Raw genomic sequence first — 20160 nt, forward strand, 5'->3', positions numbered from 1 at the left:
CTCCTGCCGGCGGAGCATGTCAAGCTGCATCGTGACACGATGATGAATTCGGCGTTACATCCGCGTCGTTGCTGCCGTGCAACGCTTCCGGAGAATCCCGGATTTCACCCGATGACATTTTACGTGAGACGATTACATGCTGTCGACCGCGAGCCTGCGTGGATCGTTGCTGGCGAGGATGAGCGTCTTCGCTCGAACGGATGATGATCACTGGCGCGGCAAAGGGCCGCGTTGAGCTTCATGTGAAGTTCAGGTTCCGGGAACCAAAGAATTCGTGGTGTTTTGTTTGCCGCGAAGCGAAGCAGGAGAACAGCGATGAAGGCAGTTGGGATCACTCTGGCGACGATGTCGATTCTCGCGTCCGGTCTGCCCGCGCTTGCCGCAGAGCAGGGTACGGCGGGGATGGTGACCAGCATCAATCGTCTGAACGGCACCATTGCGATCAAACGCGTTCAGAATGGAACCGTCGGCGCGAATGCGGCTGGCGCGGCTGAAGAGTTCAAGGTCAAGGAGAGCGCGATGATTGAGAACATCCATGCCGGCGACCGCGTGACGTTCACGACCTCCGACAGCGGAGCGACGAAGACGATCACCAAGCTCGACCGGCAGAAGTAGTTCGCGATTGACGGCGATGACCCGGCTCGGCGTTCCGCGCTGGTGGATGTCGTGGTGTCTCGGGCTCTGGCTTGCGGTCGGAGCCTTCGGCATCGCGGGCGCGGAGACCGACAGTCTCTATCAGGCGCAGACCGTCGTGACCGGGCAGGGCGCGGACAATCGCCAGGTCGGTTTCGCAGCATGCCTGGAAGACGTGTTGATCAAGGTCTCCGGCGCCTTTCAGCTGAGCGGCGATCCGCGGCTTGCTCCGCTGAAGGCGCGCGCGGCTGAGTTCGTGACGCGCTTCGACTATCACGATCAGATGTCGGGCAAGCCCAAGCGCGATGAGCAGGGCACGCGCGACCGGCCATACGATCTCACGGTGATGTTCGACCGCCCGAAGATCGACGATCTGCTAATTGGCCTCCACGTCAAGCCGTGGCTGGCACGGCGCCCGATGACGGCGGCGATGATCGTGATGACGCCGGGCGGTCGGAGCTATGCCGTCGTCTCGGATGGCCGCCAATCCGATCTGCAGCGCGACGCGCTCTATGCCGCAGCCGGCAAGCGTGGTCTCGACGTCGTTCTGCCGAACTCTAGCGCGGTGGCGAATGTGGGCTTCGACGGCATCGATCTCATTCAGGCCACGCCGGCGGCCCTCACGGCTCACATGCCCGCGGCCGACGTTCAATTGTTCGGCCATCTTACGTGGGACGATGCCGAGCTGGCCTGGTCCACTCAATGGCGGCTCGACTACGCCGGCAAGTCGCACCGGTGGCAATTTCGCGGCGTAACGTTCGACGAGGCGTTCCGCCGCGCGCTCGGCGGCGCCGCGCAGATTCTATCGGACAACGGATCGCCGTGAGGTTGCCGCGATAGGCTGTAACCATCCCTCCTGCCGCATGCTCGAGCTCGCACAGCCACGATGACGTCCATCGTGGCTGTGGTGGCTCCGGACAACCATCAGGAGGATGCCGTGGTGAAGCTCAGGACATATCTCGTTGCAGCGCTGCTGATCGCTGCGCCGGCCTCCACCGCTCTGGCCGCCGCTCCAGGGCTGCTCCGCACCGCCGCCACGATGCGCGCCGGTCCGGGCCCCGGCTTTCCGGCCGTCGAACGCATTCCGGCCGGCGCGCGCGTCACGGTTCATGGCTGCATCGACGGCGGCGCGTGGTGCGATGTCAGCTCTGCCCGCGAGCGCGGCTGGGTGGCGGCGAGGACGCTGGCCTATCTCTATGGCGAACGCTACGTCTATGTGCCCGACTACGTCGAGGTGGTGCCCGTCGTCCCGTTCACGCTGACGACCTACTGGAGCAGTTTCTACATCGGACGTCCCTGGTTCCACCGGCACGCGTTCTGGCACCGCTACTGGCAGCGGCATCCGCCGGTCGTTGCGCATCATTCACCGCGGCCCGGCATGATTGGCGGAGCGCCCGGCGGCGTTGCTCACGGTGTTGGCGGCGGCGGGATGGCAGGTGGCCCGGCAATGCCCCCGCGCATGGCGACTGGGGCAATACCGGCGCCGGTGGCGGGGCCCGCCGGGCCTCGCATGCCGACAACACCAGCCCCTATGGCCGCAGCTCCTGCCCGGGCTCCTGCGCAAGTCATGCCTGCGCGGACAGTTGGGCTGGTCGGGGTGCCGCAGAGCGCTCGCGCCCAGATGGGCGGAATGCGGGTGACCGCCGGAAGCTCGGCGCCGCTCGGGATGGCCCATTTCGGCGGCGGTCCCGCGATGGGGGGATCGCGCATGGCCGTCGGCGCTCCGCGCGGCGGAGGTGGTCGCGTCGGCGGTTTCCGGCGGCACTGACGCCGGCGCCGCGCGCGGTGTCCGGATTGTGAATGTCGCGCACCGGTAGGGTCGATCGATAGCGCTGGCGGCAGCGGCCGTGATGACTACATGGGTCGTATTGCCGTTCGATCCATTGTCATCACCCGCCGTGAAGAAACTCGTGCTCGTCTTCCTGCTGCTCATCATCGCCCCCATCTCGATCTCGGCCGCCGCGTATCTGCGCGGCGACCACCGCGGCAGCTGGCAGACCGCGGACCGGTCCAGCGCCGGGCTGTTGCCGCCGCCTTCGCAGCATGCGGATGCGGTCATCCGCGTGTTCGCTGCGCGCACCGTGCGCTGGCGCGGCATCTTCGCGGTCCATAGCTGGATCGTGGTCAAGGAGAAGGGTGCTCAGCGCTACACCCGCTACGACTACACGGCCTGGGGCGAGCCGATCCGCGTGGACGGTTTTGCTCCCGACGGCCGCTGGTTCGGGGCCTTGCCCGAGACCGTGCTGGCCGTCGATGGCGAAGCGGCCGAGCGCGTCATTCCAAAGATCCGCGGCGTGATCGAGAGCTATCGTTTCCGGGCCTATGGCGACTACAATGCCTGGCCGGGACCGAACTCGAATACCTTTGTGCAGGCGGCGCTGAATGCGGTCCCCGAGCTGAACGCAGTGCTGCCGCCGACGGCGATCGGCAAGGACTTTCCTTACGATGGCTGGTGGGGCCGGACGGCCTCCCGAACGGGCGTGTTCGTGTCGCTCGGCGGCTATCTCGGCCTCACCATCGGCTGGATCGAAGGGGTCGAGCTGAACTTCTTCGGCGGGGTGCTCGGGATCGACATGAGGCGGCCGGCGCTGAAGTTTCCGGGGATCGGCCGCGTCGGGATGTCCTTGGTCTGAGCGGAGTGTTTGACTCCAGGCTGGCATGCGGCTTGCTGCACCCGACCTTCAGGCGATCATTGTCGCGAATGCGCCAGAAGCGCCGGAGGAGCAGGTGATGAGTACGCTGTTTGCGATCTGCGCGACCTACGAGGTGGACGACGGCACGGCGCGGGGCTTCATTCTTCAGCGCCGCGAGCCGGACGGCAGCGCCAAGCCCTGGCCCATCCTGGTCACGCGCAAAGGCAACAATTTCTACGGTTTCGAAAATGCCTGTCCGCATCAGGGGGCCCGGCTCGACAAGAGCCCGGGTGAATTCATGGACGAGGAGGGCAATTTCCTCGTCTGCGGCCAGCATGGCGCGCAGTTCGATCTGGATACCGGCCAGTGCTTCATCGGCCCATGCCAGGGCAAGGCCCTCACCACCATCGAGCTGATCATCGATGACGGCGACATCTGCCTGTCAGGCATCGATCTCGACGAGGAGGACGGGCTGGACATCGACGATCCCGAGGACAACGTGCCCGAGGTGCAGATCACCTCGGATTAGCACCGGCGAATCGCCGTCCGGAGGTCAGCGTTTCTTCCGTTCGGCTCGGCTGAAATTGCTGAGATGCCCCTCGCGGGCTGCCTGGGCGCGTGCCGCTCGGATCAGGCCGGGGCTGCGCGCCGGCGGCGCCGGGAGCGAGGGCAGTCGCGTGAGCTTGCGGCCGCCACAACTCGGACAGACTGGCTTCTCGGACATTCCGATCAGCAGCTCGATGTCTTCCGCACAGGTGGCGCAATGAAAACTGTAGAACGGCATGGCGCAATCCCTCCTTGGCCGAGGGGGCATTGCACGAAGCGGGCCAGCGCCGCGAGGGCCGGAGTCGCCAAGAAAGCCGCGTCGGATGCAGCTCGTTTGCATGCGAACGGCTTGTCCGCAGGACTAACCGTGTTCTGAACGCGACGCGGCTCGCGTCGAACATCGGACATCGCTGGCGCCTTGCGCGGGGGCCGGATCCGGACACCCGGAGCCGGCCCGCCGCGACGGGCCGTCACACGCTGGTTCAGCCGTTGGTCTCAGACGTTGGTCTCACACGTTGGTCTTGGGGACGTACTTGCCGGCGACGCACTTGTAACTCTGCAGATGCCACTCGTGATAGGGACCCTTGGACATCCAGTCGGCGATGCCGATCTGCGCATTGACGGCACAGGACGCCATCGTGATGCCGGACATCTCGCTGTTGGTGACGACCTTCTCCATGCAGAGCTGGCCGTTGCAAAGTAGTGCGACGAGAGTGACGAGCACGTTGAAGCTGCCTCCGATGAGTGTGACCCGGTAAGGGTCGGGAAAGCAGAGTTCATGCCAAGTTATGAATCCAGGCCGTGCTGCTACGGAAGGGAGTGGTACGGGTGTTACTTCGCAGCGACAGAAGCGTGACGAGTTGGTTGCCGAGATCACGCAAGATTCAGCATCTTCAGATCGTGCGCTGCTGAAGAGGTTGGATCATCGTGGCTGCAGCGTTCGGTCATGTCACTCCGCCGAGGCCTCGTCGTACGACATCAAACAACAGGCAAAACAACAGGCAGCTTCTGTGCAGTCCCGCGGCGCCTGAACGAGATGTTCCATGCTCCAATACCTTTCGTCGTGAGTGAACTCCGAATGTGCTGGGCGTGAACGTCAACTCCACCGAGTGTCACGGGCTCGTGACGGTGCAGGCCCGCGCCGGTCTTGCGCGAGCGGCAGGCAGTTCCGTAGGAAGACGGAGCATTTCTGGGGGATATGATGACAATCGACGTCACGCGCCGCATGTTGCTCGAGCTCGCCGGCGCTTCATCGCTGACGATGGCAGCTATCGGCGCCGCTCGCGCCGAAGGTGGCGAGGGCGCAGCGGCCGGCCCGACCTTCGCGAGCCGTACGCCGATCCGGATCGGCATGGTCACGCTTCGCGTCAACGATCCCGACAAGGTGGCGGCGTTTTACCGCGACGTGATCGGTCTCACCGTCCTCCAACGCAGCGAGGCTGCGGTCCGTCTCGGGGCTGGCGGAGTGGCCCTGATCGAGCTCGAGCCGAAGCCCGAGGCCGCGCGCGAGTCGCCGCGGTCGGCCGGCCTGTTTCACACCGCCTTCCTGATGCCGACGCGCAAGGATCTCGCGCGGTGGCTGGTGCATGTCGCGCGCAATCGCACTCCGCTGACCGGCTTTGCCGACCACAATGTCAGCGAGGCCGTGTATCTCGACGATCCCGAGGGCAACGGCGTCGAGGTCTATGCCGACCGTGCGCCGGAGCTCTGGCAATGGCGCGATGGCTCCGTTCGAATGGGCACCGAGCAGCTCGACGTCGACGATCTCGTCAGTTTAACCGATACCCGCACCAGCAACTACGCCGCAGCCCCGGACGGCCTACGCATCGGCCATGTGCATCTGAAGGTCGGGGATCTCAGTCAGGCCAGTGAGTTCTACACCGGGTTGATCGGCCTCAATCCCACCCGCAGCATCGATCGCGCCGCCTTCCTCTCGTCGGGGCGCTATCATCACCACATCGGCGCCAATACCTGGCGCAGCGCGGGTGCCGGCCGTCGCGATGGCCGGACGACGGGCTTGTCGTGGTTCTCGTTCGAGGTGCGCGGCGAAGCGTTGCTGGCGGCGCAGGAAGAACGGCTGCGCAAGGCGGGGGCTGCCCTCACGACGTCATCCGATGGACTCGAGACGGCCGATCCCTGGGGCACCAGGGTCAAGCTGATTCGGATCTAGGCAGCTCAGGATTCGTTGAGGCCGGCACCGCGATCGGTCAAGACCTTCTGGCCTTTCGACGTCAGCTCGAAGACGTCACCATCCTTGGTGACGTATCCTTCGCGAATCAGGCCGTCGAGTTCGTCCTGTCGATCAGGTGAGAAGGCGATCGCCTGGCCGATATCTGAGAGCGTCGCGATCTGGTCGTCCGTCAACATGGCCATTCTCCCGTTGTCCATGCGAACGCCGCGGCGGTTCGAATGTTCCGGGACTTGGCCTAGGCCTTGCGGACGAACTCCGACTTCAGATTCATCTGGCCGATGCCGTCGATCTTGCACGCGATGTTGTGGCCGTCGGTCGCGTCCTGCAGGCGGATGTTGCGCACCTTGGTGCCGCCTTTCACGACCGAGGACGAGCCTTTGACCTTGAGGTCCTTGATGACGATGACGCTGTCGCCGTCGGCCAGAACGTTGCCATTGGCGTCGCGGATGCTCGTATCGTCCGCCGCGGCAGTGGCCGCTTCGCCGCTCCATTCGTGACCGCACTCCGGACACACCCACAGCGCACCGTCCTGATAGGCGTGCTCGGAACGGCATTGCGGGCAGGTCATCGCGTCGGTCATCTCGTCCTCGGGACTGCTGGAATTGGGTGCAGCGTTAGAGGCTCGGATGGAACCCGGCAAGGGAAATCCGGGAGGCGGGGCGCGCGCAGCGAAGCAGGCCGCGCGCAACCATTGTCGATCAGGGCGGACTTTACGCCGCCTTCTTCTCTGGCACCTTGGTCTGCTCGGTCTCGGCCGCCTCGATGGCGCGCAGATAGGTGTCGAGCAGCGTCTCGTGCTCGTCGCGCTCGTCCTGGTCCTGCTTCCTGAGCTTGATGATCTCCTTCAGGATCTTGACGTCGAAGCCCTCACCCTTGGCCTCGGCGAACACTTCCTTCTTCTGCTCGTTCAGCTCCGCCAATTCGGTATCGAGGTGCTCGATCCGCTCGATGAAGGACCGCAGCCGCGCGCCGGGAACGCCGATCTCTGACATGGTGACTCCTGTACTAATGGGAGCCTGAAAATGCGCGGCACTTCGTTGCCAATGTGTTAACGCGCGCGCTTTGCCCACACCTGCACAGCCGACGTGCTTAACGCCGATACGACCGGGCTGCCGATGTTGCCGGGCGCGTGTCATCCCCGCTCTGCAGCGCGCTTCTGGAACTGCTTCTTCATCGCATTGACCTTGCTGAGATAGAGCGCAACGGAATGATCGCCGCAGCGCTCGCCATCCTCCGGCTTGAAGCCGCGGCGCACGAAGCCGGCCGCGGGCCCGGCGCCGCAGAGATGGATCAAGGCTGCGAGATCCTGCTTCTGCTGCGCGCTTGCCTTGGCGGCAGGCTGACGTGCCAGCACGGCTGCGACCTGGCGGTCGAGCGAGATCACGGTCAGCGCCACCGCATGCGCCGGCCAGGCGCGGACATAGAGGCTCGGCGAGCCGCAGCCGTCGCCGACCACCTCGTGATCCCGGATGCAGAACCGCGCCGCGTCGGCGAAGGTGCCGTCGGTCATCTGGAACAGGCCGACGGCGCTGGAAGCCGGTTGGTACAGCGCGAACGGATTCCAGGCGAAGCGCCAGCGCCAATAGGTGCGCGCGACCGGATTGCCCGAGCTCTCGGTCTGCGCCAGCGCCGCGAGCAGCTCCGGCGTGATCGTGCGCGTCGCGTGGTCGCGGAACAGCGCGCCATATTGCCGCCAGGTCTCGTCCGGCGCCTTGTCGAGCGAATGCCCGGTCACGGCGAACAGCTCGGTCGGCTTGCGCACGACGTGATAGGTCAGATTGACGAGTGCGAAGGCTCCGAGGGCCGCCGCCACGCCGGCCGCGACCTTCAGCCATCGCGGCGCCGCGCCCGCCAGCCGCAGCATCCACCGCCCGCCGTGCTGTGCCATTCGTTTGACATCGCGCCGCCACGCGCGCCAGCTCGACGTGCGGTGCGGCTTACGCACTTTTTGTTGCGGCGGAGGAGGGCTGTTCGGCAACTGATTACCTCGGGGCTCCCGTGTGGCGGGTCATGGTTAAGGAAGAATTTGTGCAATTGCTCCATTCTGCCACTTTGTGGTGTGGGGAATTGCGTGATGAAGAAGTCGGTCAGTACGCTTTTGATGGTGCTGTTGTCGGTGCTCGCGGCGGGCATCCTGGTGTCGACGGCGATCCTGATGAGCGGCGCGGCCGGCCGCTATCGCGAGAGTGTCGCAACGGAGCAGCTGACCGCGGCCGACAAGGCGATCTTCCAGAACGTCCTGGTCATGCGCGCCCATCGCGGCGACATCCAGAGCGTCCTGCTGAGCGAGGAGGATCCCCGCGCCAAGCTGACCGAATACCAGGGCATCGAGGCCAAGGGCTATGACGGCATCGTCACAGCGCTCGCCGGCGTCGACATGCCCGAGCGCGACGACCTCACGGCCCGGCTGAAATCGAGCTGGGAGGCCACCGTGCCGCAGTTCAAGCTGCTGTTCGACGAGGCGGCCAAGCCCAAGGCCGAGCGCGTGCTGGCGCGCACGCAAGCCTGGTACGACGCGATGACCAAGACGCTGGATGCCGCCAACGCCGCCTCGCTCGCCGTGTCCAACCGCGCCTGGATGACCGATCCGGCGATCGCCAAGATGGTGCAGGCGCGGCGGCTGGCCTGGCAGGTGCGCGACCGCTATGGCCTGCAATGTTCGGCCTTGCGGCCCAACATCAACGCCTCCAAGCCGCTCGAGGAGGCGCAGAAGGCCTCGGTCGCGCAGTGGCGCGGCACCATCGGCGCCGGCTGGTCCGGGCTCGACGACCTGCTGGCCGGCGCCGGCAGCGCCGAGCTTGCCTCCGTCGTGAAAACCTCGCGCGGCGAGGTCGAGGCGGCGCATCAGCGCATGGACCAGCTCGTCAAGGGCTTCGACGGCAGCGGCAAGCCGGCGATGCCCGCGCCGGAGTGGAACGCATTCTGCCAGGGCCCGTTCGCCGGCATCATCGCCGTCGGCATCAAGGCGCTCGACGCCTCGATCGCGCGCGCCGAGGTGATCAGGACGGCGGCGCTGACCAGCCTCATGCTGCAGTCGATCGCCTTCGTCACCGCGCTCCTCGTCGCGGGCGCCGCGCTGCGCGCCGTCCGCGTGCGCCTGGTGCGCCCGGTGGCGGCGCTGATGCAGGCCATCCACCGCATCGGCCAGCGCGACTACCGGACGCCAGTGCCGCAATTCGCCCATGCCGACGAGTTCGGCGCCATGGCCGCCGCCCTCGAGGGCCTGCGCGAGAGCGCCGCCACCGCCGACCAGCTGTCGCGCGAGCGCGAGCTCGACCAGGACAAGCGGCTGGAGCGCTCGCAGGCGATCGACAGCGCCTGCCGCAGCTTCGACGACACCGTGCAGGCGGTCATCGTCAGCATGAGCAACTCCACCGGCCAGCTCGATCACAGCGCCTCCGACGTACGCAAGCTCGTCGACGACTCCACCGAGCAGACCGCGGCGGTGGCCAGCGCCGCGGAGACCGCGACCACCAATCTCGAGACCATCGCCGCCGCCACCGAGGAGCTGACCGCCTCCGTCTCGGAGATCGCGGCCCAGGTGCAGGCCTCCGCGGCGGAAGCGCGCCAGGCCGTCGAGCGCGCGGCGCAGACCAACGCCACCGTCGAGATGCTCGACCGCGCCGCCAACCGCATCGGCGAGGTGGTCAAGATGATCACCGCGATCGCCAGCCAGACCAACCTGCTGGCGCTCAACGCCACCATCGAGGCGGCGCGCGCCGGCGAGGCCGGCCGCGGCTTCGCGGTGGTCGCCGGCGAGGTCAAGAACCTCGCGTCGCAGACGGCGAGCGCCACCGACGACATTACCCGCCAGATCGCCGAGATCCAGGCCGCCACCGGCGAGTCGGTCGAGGCGATCCGCGCCATCAGCCACAACATCTCGGGGATCGACGAGAAGATGACGGCGATCGCGGCCGCGGTCGAGGAGCAGCGCGCCGCCACCACCGAGATCTCGCGCAACTTCCAGCAGGCCGCCCAGGGCACCCGCGCCGTCACCGACACGATCGGCGCGGTCGCGGCGCTCAACCGCCAGACCGGCAATGCCGGCGCCGCGATGGTCGAGTCCGTGCGCAAGATGTCGGGCGATGCCGATCGCTTCCGCGTCGCGGTGGAAGGCTTCCTCGGCACGGTACGCCGCGCGTAGACCGCAGCGCCGCGCAACAGACGCATCATCACGTTGTCAAACAGCGACGTGGTCGGCCGAGCGCGCAAGGGTGCGCGAACACGTTCCCGCGGCGCGATGCGCCCGAGTGCTGCCGGTCGTTCGCCCTCGATCAATTGAGAGGGCGCGGGGAATGCCGGGCGCTGGCCGCACCCATGGCCCGCCTGCAATAAGGAAAGCAGGCGGCAGTCACCACAGGTTCAGCCGAGTCATCCCGGCATTCCCCGCGCGATGGTTTTCACGCTTATGTCGCGATCTCCCCGGGGACCGGCTTGTTGACCCCGTCGCCAGCGGATCATCACCACCAGCTTGGCCTCGGCACCGGGAGGCCAGAACCACGCGTCTTCACGTCCGCAAACGGCTGTTCGTCGGCAGGCATCACACCCGCTGCAGCACGCCCACGGCCACCGCATCACCGGCCCCACGTCTCGTGACGATCGCGAAGCGCCCCTCTCGCGGACCGGGATGGCGAGAGATAATCACGGTTTCCGAAAAATCGCAAGACAATTATCTTTGTCGGAAGACTTGCCGAAAAGCCGGCCAATGATGCGCAGGGACTCTGCCCCGCGTCATTGCGAGCGCAGCGAAGCAATCCAGGGTCCCGCCCACCATCCTGGATTGCTTCGCTGCGCTCGCAATGACGGCAGGCAGAGTCAGCGGCTCGTCCTCGAAGGCCCGTGTCAGTCGGAACCCTTGTCCCGACCGTCGGTTTAAACAGCCTCACACCAGCCACGGAGTAGCTTCATGCAGGACATCAAGGAACATATGGAAGTCATCGGCGCCGACGGCGTGCATGTCGGCACCGTCGATCGCGTCGAGGGCAATCGCATCAAGCTGACCAAGAAGGACAGCGGCGAGGGCAGCCACAAGGGTCATCATCACTTCATCGATAAGGGCCTCGTCGCCGAAGTCGAAGGCGACAAGGTGCGGTTGTCGGCGGTCGGCTCCGTCGCGGTGACGATGGAGGAGGAGAAGTAGTCACGGCTCTCCGTCATTGCGAGCCGCGCGTAGCGCGGCCGGATGACAGGCTCCGCGAAGCAATCCAGGGCCCAGCAAGGATTCTGGATTGCTTCGCTGCGCTCGCAATGGCGCGCCGTGAATCGTACGGTGGGCAAAGCGGCGCCGTCAGGCGGCGCGTGCCCACCATCGGTGGCGGTGGGTTTGGACGGTGGGCACGGCGCGCGCAAGAGCGCGGCTCACAATCACGTCAGCGGCGCGCCTTTGCCCACCCTACATCCGCGCTATTCCGCTGACGCAAGGATCGTCTTCAACAGCTTCGGGAACCGCGCGTTCAGATCGGCCTCGCGCACGACGTTGCGGTGCTCGACGCCTTTTTTCGTGGTCTGGATCAGGCCGGCCTCGCGCAGGATGCGAAAATGGTTCGACAGCGTCGATTTGGGAATGTCGGGGCAGGGCGCGGCGGCAGTGCAGGACATGCAGTCGTTCTGCTCCATCAGGCCCTTGACGATGCGCAGCCGCATCGGGTCGGCGAGGGCGGAGAGCACGCCGGCCAGGGTAATGTCGTCCCGTGACGGGTGAAACAACTGCGCCATGAAAAAAGATATAGCGATGGCCTTGCGCCGGTTCAATAGTTCACTAGTTCTGAACTATTGAAGCAGGCGCCGCTGGCGCAGGGGAGATCGAGATGAGCAGACTGGCAGGCAAGGTGGCGCTGGTGACCGGCGCCTCGAAGGGGATCGGCGCGGCGATCGCGGCGCGGCTGGCGGCGGAGGGCGCTGCGGTCGCGGTCAATTACAGCGCCAGCAAAGAGGGGGCCGAGCGCGTCGTCGCCGCGATCACCGCCAAGGGCGGCAAGGCGGTCGCGGTCGGCGGCAATCTGACCGACCCGGCGCAGGTGACATCCGCCGTCGCCGACACCGTCAAGGCGCTGGGCCCGATCGACATCCTCGTCAACAATGCCGGCGTCTACGAATTCGCGCCGCTCGACGCGATCACGCCGGAGCACTTCCACAAGCAGTTCGATCTCAACGTGCTCGGCCTGCTGCTGGTGTCGCAGGAGGCGGCGCGGCACTTCAATCCGGCCGGCGGCAGCATCGTCAACATCTCCTCCGGCGTGTCGACGATCGCGCCGCCGAACGGCGCCGTCTACACCGCCACCAAGGCCGCCGTCGATGCCATCTCCTCGGTGCTGTCCAAGGAGCTCGCGCCGCGCAAGATCCGGGTCAATACGATCAATCCCGGCATGGTCGTGACTGAAGGCGTCGTCGCCGCAGGCTTCCACGAGGGCGACATGCGCAAATGGATCGAGTCCGTCACGCCGCTGGCCCGCGTCGGCAAGGCCGAGGAGATCGCCGCTGCTGTGGCGTTCTTCGCCTCGGATGATGCATCCTATGTCACCGGCGAGACGCTGCATGTGACGGGTGGGTTGCGGTGAGGGATGACGACCGCTGGTCGTAGTGTGCCGTGAATCGTAGGGTGGGCAAAGCGCCGCCGAAGGGCGGCGCGTGCCCACCATCGGCAGCGGTGGAGTCGGACGGTGGGCACGGCGCGCGAGCGAGCGCGGATCCCATCAAGGCCGGTGGCGCGCCTTTGCCCACCCTACGCATTCAGCGATTGCCCCCGCTCTATCAGCGTCATTGCGAGCCACCCGGTCCGCGCGAAGCGCGGCCGGATGACAGGCTCCGCGAAGCAATCCAGAGTCGTTAGCTCGGTCCTGGATTGCTTCGCTGCGCTCGCAATGACGGTCGTTAGAGGGCGAGGGCAATCGCACCTCACGCCACCACGATCACCGCGTCCCGCAACTCATAGCCGCTGCTCACCGGGTTGATGGTCTTCGTCGGCCGCCGCTCCAGCTTCAGTCCGGGGACGCGCATCAGCTCGCCGAGGAAGATCGCGGCCTCGTGCAGCGCGACCGCGGCGCCGGGGCAGCGGTGCGGGCCGTCGCCGAAGCTCATCAGGCTGGCGCTGCCCTTGGCGGGGCGGGCGCGGTCGGGGTCGAGTTGATGCGGGCGGGCGCCGGCGACGGCTTCGTCGCGGTTGGCGGCGCCGACATCGATCTCCACCAGGCTGCGCGCCGGAATCGTCATCGCGCCGGCATCGGTCCGCAGCGTCATCGCGCAGGCCGTGCGGCGCTTCAGCGTCGACACCACGGGCTCGAGCCGCAGCACCTCCTCGAGGATAGTCATGCGCTCCGGCTCACCGGCGGCGAGGAAGCGGGCGCGCAGCGCGTCGTCCTCGAACAGGCGCAGGGCGGCCATCACGATGAATTCGCGCGTGGTCGCCATGCCGGCGGCGCCATAGGTGAGGCATTCGGTCAGGATCTCGCGGTTGGAATAGCCCTCCGCGATCAGATGCGAGATCACGTCCTCGCGCGGCTCGGCGCGGCGGGCGCGAATGGCCGGGCGTACGTCGCACCAATGGAAGGCGAGGGTGCGGAGCTGGCCGAACACGGCGTTGCGCAATGTCGCGAGCGAGCCATGGCCCGTCGGCGCGGTGAAGAAGCGGTTCAGCCGCGCCGCCATCGCATCGCGCGGACTGTTGGTCAGCCCGATGATGTCGGCGGCCACGGCGACGGCGAGCGTCAGGCTCAGATCATCCAGCCGGGCCCGCCGCGCGGCGCGGAACTGCGCCACGAGATCGCGGCTGGTTGTCTCCATCAGCGCGCAATAGCGCGTCGCCACCACGCGCGGCGTGAAGAAGCGCGCGGTGGCGCTGCGCTGCTTCTGGTGCGGCTCGCCGTCCTGATACAGCACCGGCGCATGGCGCGGGCCGATGAAGCGATGCACCAGCTCGGCATTGAAGCCGGCCTGCCGCACGTCGGCCGAGCGCAGCACCGCGCGCGCGGCGGCGAAGCTGTCGATGCGGATGGCGGGCGATGGTTCGCTTCGCTGCGCGTCGGTCGATCCGCCGGATGAGGCTGGTGCGGTCATGCTGAAGCTCACGTCGGTTTGGAACTCGTGATCGCCCTTAAGCGTGGCGGCTCGTGACCTGAGTTAGGGCGGTCGTGCGCCGGATCAATTGCTGCTCGCGGGATGATGATTGGCCTGCGAAAGATGGAACGAAATGGGCGGCGCGTGTTGAAGGTCGCGCGCGCGGGATGGCGTTTGCGATCACCCGTCGCACTCTCCACGTCATTGCGAGCGCAGCGAAGCAATCCAGAGGCCCGCCCACCACCCTGGATTGCTTCGCTGCGCTCGCAATGACTGACGGGAGCAAGATCAAGGTGCAGAGGTAAAACAACTTTAGGTTGATTAATCGTTGGAGATCGGTTCAAATCCGTCCTGCCGAGTCCACTCTGCCATCACGCGTTTACGAAGACGTTTCGACCTTTCATGTCGCGGACAGGGCCGTTGACCATGCGCCAGTTCGCTTCGATCTGATTTCACATCACCAAGGAGTTTTTCATGCGCACCGGCTTTGCCGTCTCGACCCTCTCCATCGTCATCGGATCAGCCGTTCTCGGCTTGACTCTCACCACGCCGCGCCCGGCGCAGGCGTTCCTGGAGGACATCTGCATCCCCCGCGTCAGGGACGGGCTGAAGAACTGCATCGCGCCGGCCAGCGCCTGCAAGGATCCGGCGGAGGCGCTCAACCGGAGCTGCCTGCTCGAGGCGGCGCAGTTCGCGGCGATCCCGCCCGGCCGCAGCATGATCCACGCGGATTCCACCTATTTCATCGCCCAGGCGCTCGGCTATCGTGCCGACGTGGCCTATTGGATCGCGGCGTACAATGAGAACTCGGACTACGGGCAGTATCTGCCGATCGATCAGTGCGGCGGGCAGGCGACGTCGAACAATTCCGGTGCCAGCTACATCACGGCTGCGTTCAACGGATTCAAGCGCACCAACAACACCACCGACGGGCCGCTGTATCATTACCTCCTGAACTTCTCGCCGAACGGGCAGGGCACCGACGTGCACGGCGCCAGCGGCGTCCAGGCGGTGTATCCGTTCCACTACCCGCCGCCGGGCTATCCCATCACCATCGACAGCGTCTATCAGGGCACGCTGTATGATCTCCGGCAATGGGCGATGAAGGGCGACGAGGCGCCGGGCCTGCTGTGCACGGCCGGCTACACGGTGCCGAACGGCTCTTCGAATTTCAGCGGACCAAAATGCCTGGCGAACGTGCCGCTGAGCGGCAATGTGCCGCTGCTGGAGAACTACGCCATCGGGCCGGCGATCAATGTGATGTCGGGGCCGAAGATTCTCGACAACAGCGACACCAGCAATGTCGTCGACTACACCAGGCTGAAATCCTGGCTCGACGACAAGACCCGCACCACCGGCGTGCTGTTCGACGACCCCAAAAAGCCGCCGGTGCCGGTGCAGATCGCCCGCATCGGGCTCTATCTGCACAGCCTGCAGGATGCCTCCTCGCACGGCACCTTCTGCGGCGACGACGCGCCGTCGCCGCCGGGCGGCTCGGACGTCGGCAGCTACATGTTCATGAGCTCGGGCAGCATCAAGCTGGTGTTCGGCACCTATTGCGCGACGGGACCGCATCTGGCGAGCCACGTCCAGGAGACCGGCACCGGCGACACCAGCCTGCCGCTGCGCGACTATGTCGCGCTGAACAACACGGTCGACGAGCTGATCCTGTTCGGCAACAATGTCGCCAAGCCGCGCGGCTGGATCGTCAATCCGAGCCTGCTGCCGCCGAACGTCGTCGGCGGAAAGAGCGCCGCCGGGGACAGCGCCGCCGACCTGAAATCCCGCCTGGTCGGCCGCATCGTCCAGGGCGTGCAATGGTCGCGCGCCGAGGTCTACGCGTCAGGCGTCATCACCGCGCCGCTCCAGCGCACCGACGCCCAGGACCGCCTGAACACGATGAACGCCGCGCTGGGGGCCTATTCGAAGCGGCTGACGAATGCCAACCCCAAGCTGACACCGCTGCGGCCGATGCCGGGGAATGCGTTCGACCCGAACGACAAGTCGGTGTGTTTCAAGTAGCGCCGCGGCCCGAGTCGGCAGAAAGGTTCGCGCTCTCTCCCCACGTCATTCCGGGGCGCGCGCAGCGCGAGCCCGGAATCCATAACCACGATCGGGTATGAGTTGCGAGATGCAGGCCGCGATCATGCGCGTCCACCATAGCAGCCGGTGAGTATGGATTCCGGGCTCGCGCTTTCGCGCGCCCCGGAATGACGGAGGAGAGAGCCTGCCCAGCCACGTGCGGGGTGCAGCGATGCGTCGCGTGCACCTCTTTGCCGACCGACGTCACGGCAGACCACACTCAACGCGTTAACCCTCTGGAGTCCAGGGTTGTGCCGCTCCGGTCAAGCGGCGGATTACGCTCCGCTAATCCGCCCTACGCGTGCTGTCCGCATCGCTCGGGATGAGCGCAGCGACAGCCGGGATCGTCGCTCTGCTCGGGATGAACCCGGATGTCGCTGCGCTCATGCGGGCTACACGACATCACCCGACAGCCTTCAAGCCAGCGGAGCGGGAGAGCGGGTCCGAGCCTCGTGGGTCAGAATGGAAGCGCGGGCATGATGACACGCCACCGCCCCGGCAGATCGAACATCACTCGCTGCGACCGAACTCGCACCCCGCATGCGCGTAGGAGGCGCGGCGAATGCCGTACTCGTCGTGCCGATACACCGGCTTGCAATAGGCCTCCCACTTCGCCGCCTCGGCGTCCCTGGCTTCTTCTTCCTGGCGCGCGGCCGGCGAGGGGGTGAAGGACACGTCGCGAGAGGCGGGCGGCAGCTCGGTGTGCGTATAGGTGCAGCGGGAGTAGCCGTAGAACCGGGACCCCTGGCAGACGCTCCTGTCGACCCACGACCTCGCCTGCACTGGCGAGACGGACAGCGCGAGCAGCGCGGGAATGAGGATCTTCTCCACGGCCATTGTCCTGAACACGTGTGCCATTTGCAATCTTGTGTCCCGTATTGGGACGATCTTACACCGGAATCCGACGATGTAAGGTCTGATTTGCAAGGCACGGACCGGACGGGATCGTGGCCGTTTCGGCGCCGCAGTGGAGCTGGACGAGTGGTCGAGCGGCCGAAGCAAGGGTCACGGGTGACGTCCCAACTCTCTCCACTCGTCATTCCGGGGCGCGCGAAAGCGCGAGCCCGGAATCCATACTCACAGGCGGTCGTGGTGGAGACACATCGTCGCGGCCAGCATCTTGCGACCTCATGACCGCTCGTGGCTATGGATTCCGGGCTCGCGCTTCGCGCGCCCCGGAATGACGGCGGAGAGAGACGTCCCAGCGACGCCGAGGGGGACTACGCGACCTCCACCACCAGCGCCGGATCGAAATCCGGGTTCTCGCGGCCATAGCCGTGCGGGTTGCAGATCACGCGGGTGGCGCCGAGGAAATAGTCCGATTGCGTGTGGATGTGGCCGTGGATCCACAGCGCCGGCCGCGTCGCCAGGATCAGCGCCGAGAGGTCGGAGGCGTAGGCGGCGGTGACGCGGTCATTTCGATATGTCTCGGCGACCGAGCCCCAGCCGGGGGCGTGGTGGGTGACGACGACGGTCGGGCCGTCGAACGGCGTCTCCAGCAGGCCGGTGAGCCAGGTGCGCGATTTCAGGTGCAGGCCGGTGATAGAACTCATGGTTGCCCATCACCATGACGATCGGCACGTCGTCGGCCACGATCTCGCGCAGCCGCGCAAACCCGTTCACCGCCCCCTCACAGACATCGCCGGCGACCACGACCACATCGACCCCGGGCAGGGCGTCTATCGGCTTGATGTCGGCCATGTCAGCGTGGAGATCGGAGAAGATGTGGAGGTGCATGGGGGCAGGGAGGTGGAGCCCAGGCTCGGTGCGTAGGGCGCGTTAGCGGAGCGTAACGCGCCGATCCGGTCAAAGCGGCGGATTACGCTCCGCTAATCCGCCCTACGCGCTGCCCGTCACATATTGCCGTAGCGAAATGTACCGACGAGGGCGGTGGATTGCGACGCAAGAAATCGAGGCATCCTTCTTACAAAGATCTCTGAGTAAATGATAGAGTATCCCACGTGTGATTCATTCTATGAATGATTCTATTTATCAGAATTCATTATTGACTATTGCGCAAATCTAAGCGTGCGCATTCGTGTGGTCGAGTTAGTGTTTTGGAGGGGTATTGTGATTGATCTCCATGAACGGCTATCAGAGTTTTCATTCGGCTATGGTGTGACTCGAGAGGTCGAGAGCCTTCTGGCGACAGTTGGTCTTCACCCAACTCCGTTTATGCCAAGCTTGTTGCATGAGAAGGAGCTCGGGTTTGATGTTCAATTTAAGGACCAAGGACGAATTGTCGTCCTGCAATTCAAGCTTGGAGAGGAGTTGAAGCGCTTTCACCGAACTAAGCCTAACCAGTCCATTCCTCTATTGGACCATCCGTTCTGGAGATATCAGATCGACACAACGGCTCATCAATTCCGGCTCTTAGCGGAGCTTGAGGACGAGGATGTGGATGTCTACTACGTAGCGCCGCGCTTCTCGACCTGGCAAGCATATGAGAAGGCCTTTCAAGATGGAGCGGTGCTTGAAAACTCACTCTTGCTGAAGCCGTCAGAGATTTCGCGGGGATTGGCCTCTATTGAAGCCCCGGATGGGGTCCATCGAGTGGTGTACGATAGATTTCGAAGATATGTTTGTTCGGATCCTATTGAGATCCACGAAGAGCTTCCAAGGGACCTTGTGGAAAAAATCGCTCATAAAATTCGCTCAGGCGAACTTTCCCTGAGTGCGCAAATTGAACACATATTTCGACGGCCGGAGCGCGTGAGCGGACCTGGGTTGATCGACCCGGTTCGGAGTCGGCAACTGTTTCAGCGAGCGAGGAGTCCCATCGAAGCGATGGCTGCGATAGTCGGTGTTCAGGCTTGGAGTCAGGGAGCGCAGTTATTGTTCGTGACTGACTAACCCCGCCGAGACAGCCCGCAAAGTGCAGAGGCAGCTAGTCAGCGAAGCTTAACGCACCGTTCCCGTTAAGGGCGGAGTACGCTCCGCGAATCCGCCCCGCGCTTGCTAGGCGATGCTCACGCCGACTCCCTCTTTCCAATGTGGTTTCTCCGCGAGCGCCTTTATGGCAAACGCAAAGTTGTCATTCTGGCACGCAATGTAGCGGACGGAGCTGCGTATTTGTAGGGAGTTTAAGAAGAGCAAATTTTCAGAGTTCATCGGAGCCACGCGTTCGTTCAAGATCATCGATTGGTATGACTTCGCGCGCTCGAGCTCAGCGCGTGCCCTTTCAAGTATGAGCTTGTCTGAAGCAGTTATTCCGGTCGATGAAAGAAAGAGCCTTCCAAATGTAGCCCCAATTTTGCTTTCCGCCTCCGTCTGCTCGCGCCGAATTTCCTCGACGGATGAGCGGCACATGTAAGCAAGTGCGATTTCGGGCGAGAGTGGAAAGTAAATCTCGATATGGGGTACAAGCAGGCCGATGTTTCCGTAAGGTCCGTACTGTTTGCTGTTGTGAAAAACGATGGGATCGTCGGATATGTAGAGATCGCCTGCGCAATCTCGTATCATCAAGTAACAATGCTTTGACAGAAGCGTGGACGTAAAGTCGTCCAGCTTCGAGAATGTAAAATCCAGTGAAAATAGCTTCTCAAGCTCTTCGTCGTCTATTTTCTCCTTAACGGGATTGGTGTGAATATCTGGCCATCTTCGCCGTATATTTGCAGTAACGGTCATCTGATCGATGCGGCGCCGTTTGGACCGCAAGAGCTGAACTATGACGAGCCTGTGAAGCATTTCCGCTTCTGTCGCGCTTAGCGGCGACAAAGATTGCTCCCGAAGAAGCTTCGAAACGACCGGAGCTGCCTTGTCTTCTATCGAAGTGAATTTGTCTTCAAATGATACTAGTCGGTTAGTGATGTTTACGTTCGTGAAATCCTTCTCTCCCATCGCGCGATAGGGAGGAAGTTTGAAACGTTTCTGCGTGTGCTTGTCGAAAATCGACAGTTGTCCCTTATGCGCGAAGTTCTCCAATATGAAGCGTGGAACGTAATGGTTGAATCGTGGAAAGTTCGTGCGGGGTCCCTTCATTGACTTGAAGCCTCCTGAGTGTGGAACTCAAGGTGTGAAGAG

22 protein-coding genes and 1 pseudogene are annotated in these 20160 nt (G+C 64.5%); 11 read left to right on the forward strand and 12 right to left on the reverse strand.

The annotated features are described in order from the left end of the window. Window positions 1-315: 315 nt before the first annotated feature. The 5 genes from ACQR1Y_RS15975 to ACQR1Y_RS15995 all read left to right on the forward strand — a co-directional run bounded on the left by ACQR1Y_RS15975 (window position 316) and on the right by ACQR1Y_RS15995 (window position 3795). Window positions 316-615, forward strand: coding sequence for a copper-binding protein (locus tag ACQR1Y_RS15975; protein ID WP_434861340.1), 300 nt, complete (start codon window positions 316-318; stop codon window positions 613-615). A gap of 16 nt (window positions 616-631) precedes the next feature. Then, window positions 632-1459: a DUF2066 domain-containing protein gene (locus ACQR1Y_RS15980; protein WP_434876025.1), complete on the forward strand. Its 828-nt coding sequence runs from the start codon at window positions 632-634 to the stop codon at window positions 1457-1459. Between the two features lie 60 nt (window positions 1460-1519). Next, the gene (locus ACQR1Y_RS15985; protein ID WP_434875861.1) at window positions 1520-2401 is read left to right on the forward strand and encodes an SH3 domain-containing protein; all 882 of its coding nucleotides are present in this window, start codon (window positions 1520-1522) and stop codon (window positions 2399-2401) included. 142 nt (window positions 2402-2543) lie between these two features. Then, window positions 2544-3266, forward strand: a complete 723-nt coding sequence (locus ACQR1Y_RS15990) for a DUF3750 domain-containing protein (protein WP_434861356.1) — start codon at window positions 2544-2546, stop codon at window positions 3264-3266. 97 nt (window positions 3267-3363) lie between these two features. Further along, the gene (locus ACQR1Y_RS15995; RefSeq protein WP_434861342.1) at window positions 3364-3795 is read left to right on the forward strand and encodes a Rieske (2Fe-2S) protein; all 432 of its coding nucleotides are present in this window, start codon (window positions 3364-3366) and stop codon (window positions 3793-3795) included. Between the two features lie 24 nt (window positions 3796-3819). On the opposite strand, the gene ACQR1Y_RS16000 is transcribed toward ACQR1Y_RS15995, so the two are convergent. Together ACQR1Y_RS16000 and ACQR1Y_RS16005 are read right to left on the reverse strand one after the other, a co-directional pair. After that, window positions 3820-4050, reverse strand: a complete 231-nt coding sequence (locus tag ACQR1Y_RS16000; RefSeq protein WP_434861343.1) for an FmdB family zinc ribbon protein — start codon at window positions 4048-4050, stop codon at window positions 3820-3822. A gap of 270 nt (window positions 4051-4320) precedes the next feature. Continuing rightward, window positions 4321-4536, reverse strand: a complete 216-nt coding sequence (locus ACQR1Y_RS16005) for a hypothetical protein (protein ID WP_434861344.1) — start codon at window positions 4534-4536, stop codon at window positions 4321-4323. Window positions 4537-5013: 477 nt separating this feature from the next. Here ACQR1Y_RS16005 and ACQR1Y_RS16010 point away from each other — a divergent pair, with 477 nt between their 5' ends. Then, window positions 5014-5982, forward strand: a complete 969-nt coding sequence (locus tag ACQR1Y_RS16010) for a VOC family protein (protein ID WP_434875862.1) — start codon at window positions 5014-5016, stop codon at window positions 5980-5982. 5 nt (window positions 5983-5987) lie between these two features. Here ACQR1Y_RS16010 and ACQR1Y_RS16015 read toward each other — a convergent pair whose 3' ends face one another. From ACQR1Y_RS16015 to ACQR1Y_RS16030, 4 genes are all read right to left on the reverse strand, one after another. Continuing rightward, window positions 5988-6179 carry a hypothetical protein gene (locus ACQR1Y_RS16015; protein ID WP_434861346.1) on the reverse strand — a complete coding sequence of 64 codons (192 nt, stop codon included), beginning with the start codon at window positions 6177-6179 and terminating at the stop codon, window positions 5988-5990. 59 nt (window positions 6180-6238) lie between these two features. Then, window positions 6239-6583, reverse strand: coding sequence for a zinc ribbon domain-containing protein YjdM (locus ACQR1Y_RS16020; protein WP_434861347.1), 345 nt, complete (start codon window positions 6581-6583; stop codon window positions 6239-6241). 130 nt (window positions 6584-6713) lie between these two features. Beyond that, window positions 6714-6995: a DUF2312 domain-containing protein gene (locus ACQR1Y_RS16025; RefSeq protein WP_434861348.1), complete on the reverse strand. Its 282-nt coding sequence runs from the start codon at window positions 6993-6995 to the stop codon at window positions 6714-6716. Window positions 6996-7135: 140 nt separating this feature from the next. Further along, window positions 7136-7891: a transglycosylase SLT domain-containing protein gene (locus ACQR1Y_RS16030; RefSeq protein WP_434875863.1), complete on the reverse strand. Its 756-nt coding sequence runs from the start codon at window positions 7889-7891 to the stop codon at window positions 7136-7138. 186 nt (window positions 7892-8077) lie between these two features. Here ACQR1Y_RS16030 and ACQR1Y_RS16035 point away from each other — a divergent pair, with 186 nt between their 5' ends. Together ACQR1Y_RS16035 and ACQR1Y_RS16040 are read left to right on the forward strand one after the other, a co-directional pair. Then, the gene (locus ACQR1Y_RS16035; RefSeq protein WP_434875864.1) at window positions 8078-10147 is read left to right on the forward strand and encodes a methyl-accepting chemotaxis protein; all 2070 of its coding nucleotides are present in this window, start codon (window positions 8078-8080) and stop codon (window positions 10145-10147) included. A 762-nt stretch (window positions 10148-10909) separates the two neighbouring features. Further along, window positions 10910-11143, forward strand: a complete 234-nt coding sequence (locus ACQR1Y_RS16040; protein WP_434875865.1) for a DUF2171 domain-containing protein — start codon at window positions 10910-10912, stop codon at window positions 11141-11143. A 263-nt stretch (window positions 11144-11406) separates the two neighbouring features. Here ACQR1Y_RS16040 and ACQR1Y_RS16045 read toward each other — a convergent pair whose 3' ends face one another. After that, the gene (locus tag ACQR1Y_RS16045; RefSeq protein ID WP_434862410.1) at window positions 11407-11718 is read right to left on the reverse strand and encodes an ArsR/SmtB family transcription factor; all 312 of its coding nucleotides are present in this window, start codon (window positions 11716-11718) and stop codon (window positions 11407-11409) included. Between the two features lie 92 nt (window positions 11719-11810). On the opposite strand from ACQR1Y_RS16045, the gene ACQR1Y_RS16050 reads away from it, so the two are divergent. Then, on the forward strand, window positions 11811-12560 hold the full coding sequence (locus tag ACQR1Y_RS16050) for an SDR family NAD(P)-dependent oxidoreductase (protein WP_434862411.1): 750 nt from the start codon (window positions 11811-11813) through the stop codon (window positions 12558-12560). A 337-nt stretch (window positions 12561-12897) separates the two neighbouring features. On the opposite strand, the gene ACQR1Y_RS16055 is transcribed toward ACQR1Y_RS16050, so the two are convergent. After that, on the reverse strand, window positions 12898-14055 hold the full coding sequence (locus tag ACQR1Y_RS16055; protein WP_434875866.1) for a cytochrome P450: 1158 nt from the start codon (window positions 14053-14055) through the stop codon (window positions 12898-12900). A gap of 474 nt (window positions 14056-14529) precedes the next feature. Here ACQR1Y_RS16055 and ACQR1Y_RS16060 point away from each other — a divergent pair, with 474 nt between their 5' ends. After that, window positions 14530-16077 (forward strand): hypothetical protein, encoded by a 1548-nt coding sequence (locus tag ACQR1Y_RS16060; RefSeq protein ID WP_434875867.1) that lies wholly within the window; start codon window positions 14530-14532, stop codon window positions 16075-16077. Window positions 16078-16647: 570 nt separating this feature from the next. Here the strand turns inward: ACQR1Y_RS16060 and ACQR1Y_RS16065 are convergent. The 3 genes and pseudogenes from ACQR1Y_RS16065 to ACQR1Y_RS16075 form a co-directional block, all read right to left on the reverse strand. Beyond that, window positions 16648-16995, reverse strand: a complete 348-nt coding sequence (locus tag ACQR1Y_RS16065) for a hypothetical protein (RefSeq protein WP_434875868.1) — start codon at window positions 16993-16995, stop codon at window positions 16648-16650. A gap of 362 nt (window positions 16996-17357) precedes the next feature. Beyond that, window positions 17358-17690 (reverse strand): hypothetical protein, encoded by a 333-nt coding sequence (locus ACQR1Y_RS16070; protein WP_434875869.1) that lies wholly within the window; start codon window positions 17688-17690, stop codon window positions 17358-17360. A 16-nt stretch (window positions 17691-17706) separates the two neighbouring features. Then, window positions 17707-17874, reverse strand: a pseudogene (locus ACQR1Y_RS16075) (metallophosphoesterase); the annotation flags it as partial. A 333-nt stretch (window positions 17875-18207) separates the two neighbouring features. Here ACQR1Y_RS16075 and ACQR1Y_RS16080 point away from each other — a divergent pair. Then, a complete protein-coding gene (locus tag ACQR1Y_RS16080) occupies window positions 18208-18990 on the forward strand; it encodes a hypothetical protein (protein WP_434875870.1) in 783 nt (260 codons plus the stop codon). A gap of 105 nt (window positions 18991-19095) precedes the next feature. Here the strand turns inward: ACQR1Y_RS16080 and ACQR1Y_RS16085 are convergent, their stop codons facing one another. Further along, complete coding sequence (locus tag ACQR1Y_RS16085) at window positions 19096-20118, reverse strand: DUF4238 domain-containing protein (RefSeq protein ID WP_434875871.1); 1023 nt, start codon at window positions 20116-20118, stop codon at window positions 19096-19098. Window positions 20119-20160: the final 42 nt, after the last annotated feature.

This window comes from Bradyrhizobium sp. HKCCYLRH3099 (assembly GCF_051167855.1).
In the GTDB taxonomy this organism is placed as follows: Bacteria; Pseudomonadota; Alphaproteobacteria; order Rhizobiales; family Xanthobacteraceae; genus Bradyrhizobium.

Bases quoted from the DNA above. Each gene is read 5' to 3' on its own strand.
- ACQR1Y_RS15975 (WP_434861340.1), top strand. From the start codon at position 316: ATGAAGGCAGTTGGGATCACTCTGGCGACGATGTCGATTCTCGCGTCC.
- ACQR1Y_RS15980 (WP_434876025.1), top strand. From the start codon at position 632: ATGACCCGGCTCGGCGTTCCGCGCTGGTGGATGTCGTGGTGTCTCGGG.
- ACQR1Y_RS15985 (WP_434875861.1), top strand. From the start codon at position 1,520: ATGACGTCCATCGTGGCTGTGGTGGCTCCGGACAACCATCAGGAGGAT.
- ACQR1Y_RS15995 (WP_434861342.1), top strand. From the start codon at position 3,364: ATGAGTACGCTGTTTGCGATCTGCGCGACCTACGAGGTGGACGACGGC.
- ACQR1Y_RS16000 (WP_434861343.1), bottom strand. From the start codon at position 4,050: ATGCCGTTCTACAGTTTTCATTGCGCCACCTGTGCGGAAGACATCGAG.
- ACQR1Y_RS16010 (WP_434875862.1), top strand. From the start codon at position 5,014: ATGACAATCGACGTCACGCGCCGCATGTTGCTCGAGCTCGCCGGCGCT.
- ACQR1Y_RS16015 (WP_434861346.1), bottom strand. From the start codon at position 6,179: ATGTTGACGGACGACCAGATCGCGACGCTCTCAGATATCGGCCAGGCG.
- ACQR1Y_RS16020 (WP_434861347.1), bottom strand. From the start codon at position 6,583: ATGACCGACGCGATGACCTGCCCGCAATGCCGTTCCGAGCACGCCTAT.
- ACQR1Y_RS16025 (WP_434861348.1), bottom strand. From the start codon at position 6,995: ATGTCAGAGATCGGCGTTCCCGGCGCGCGGCTGCGGTCCTTCATCGAG.
- ACQR1Y_RS16030 (WP_434875863.1), bottom strand. From the start codon at position 7,891: ATGGCACAGCACGGCGGGCGGTGGATGCTGCGGCTGGCGGGCGCGGCG.
- ACQR1Y_RS16035 (WP_434875864.1), top strand. From the start codon at position 8,078: ATGAAGAAGTCGGTCAGTACGCTTTTGATGGTGCTGTTGTCGGTGCTC.
- ACQR1Y_RS16040 (WP_434875865.1), top strand. From the start codon at position 10,910: ATGCAGGACATCAAGGAACATATGGAAGTCATCGGCGCCGACGGCGTG.
- ACQR1Y_RS16045 (WP_434862410.1), bottom strand. From the start codon at position 11,718: ATGGCGCAGTTGTTTCACCCGTCACGGGACGACATTACCCTGGCCGGC.
- ACQR1Y_RS16050 (WP_434862411.1), top strand. From the start codon at position 11,811: ATGAGCAGACTGGCAGGCAAGGTGGCGCTGGTGACCGGCGCCTCGAAG.
- ACQR1Y_RS16055 (WP_434875866.1), bottom strand. From the start codon at position 14,055: ATGACCGCACCAGCCTCATCCGGCGGATCGACCGACGCGCAGCGAAGC.
- ACQR1Y_RS16060 (WP_434875867.1), top strand. From the start codon at position 14,530: ATGCGCACCGGCTTTGCCGTCTCGACCCTCTCCATCGTCATCGGATCA.
- ACQR1Y_RS16065 (WP_434875868.1), bottom strand. From the start codon at position 16,995: ATGGCACACGTGTTCAGGACAATGGCCGTGGAGAAGATCCTCATTCCC.
- ACQR1Y_RS16070 (WP_434875869.1), bottom strand. From the start codon at position 17,690: ATGAGTTCTATCACCGGCCTGCACCTGAAATCGCGCACCTGGCTCACC.
- ACQR1Y_RS16085 (WP_434875871.1), bottom strand. From the start codon at position 20,118: ATGAAGGGACCCCGCACGAACTTTCCACGATTCAACCATTACGTTCCA.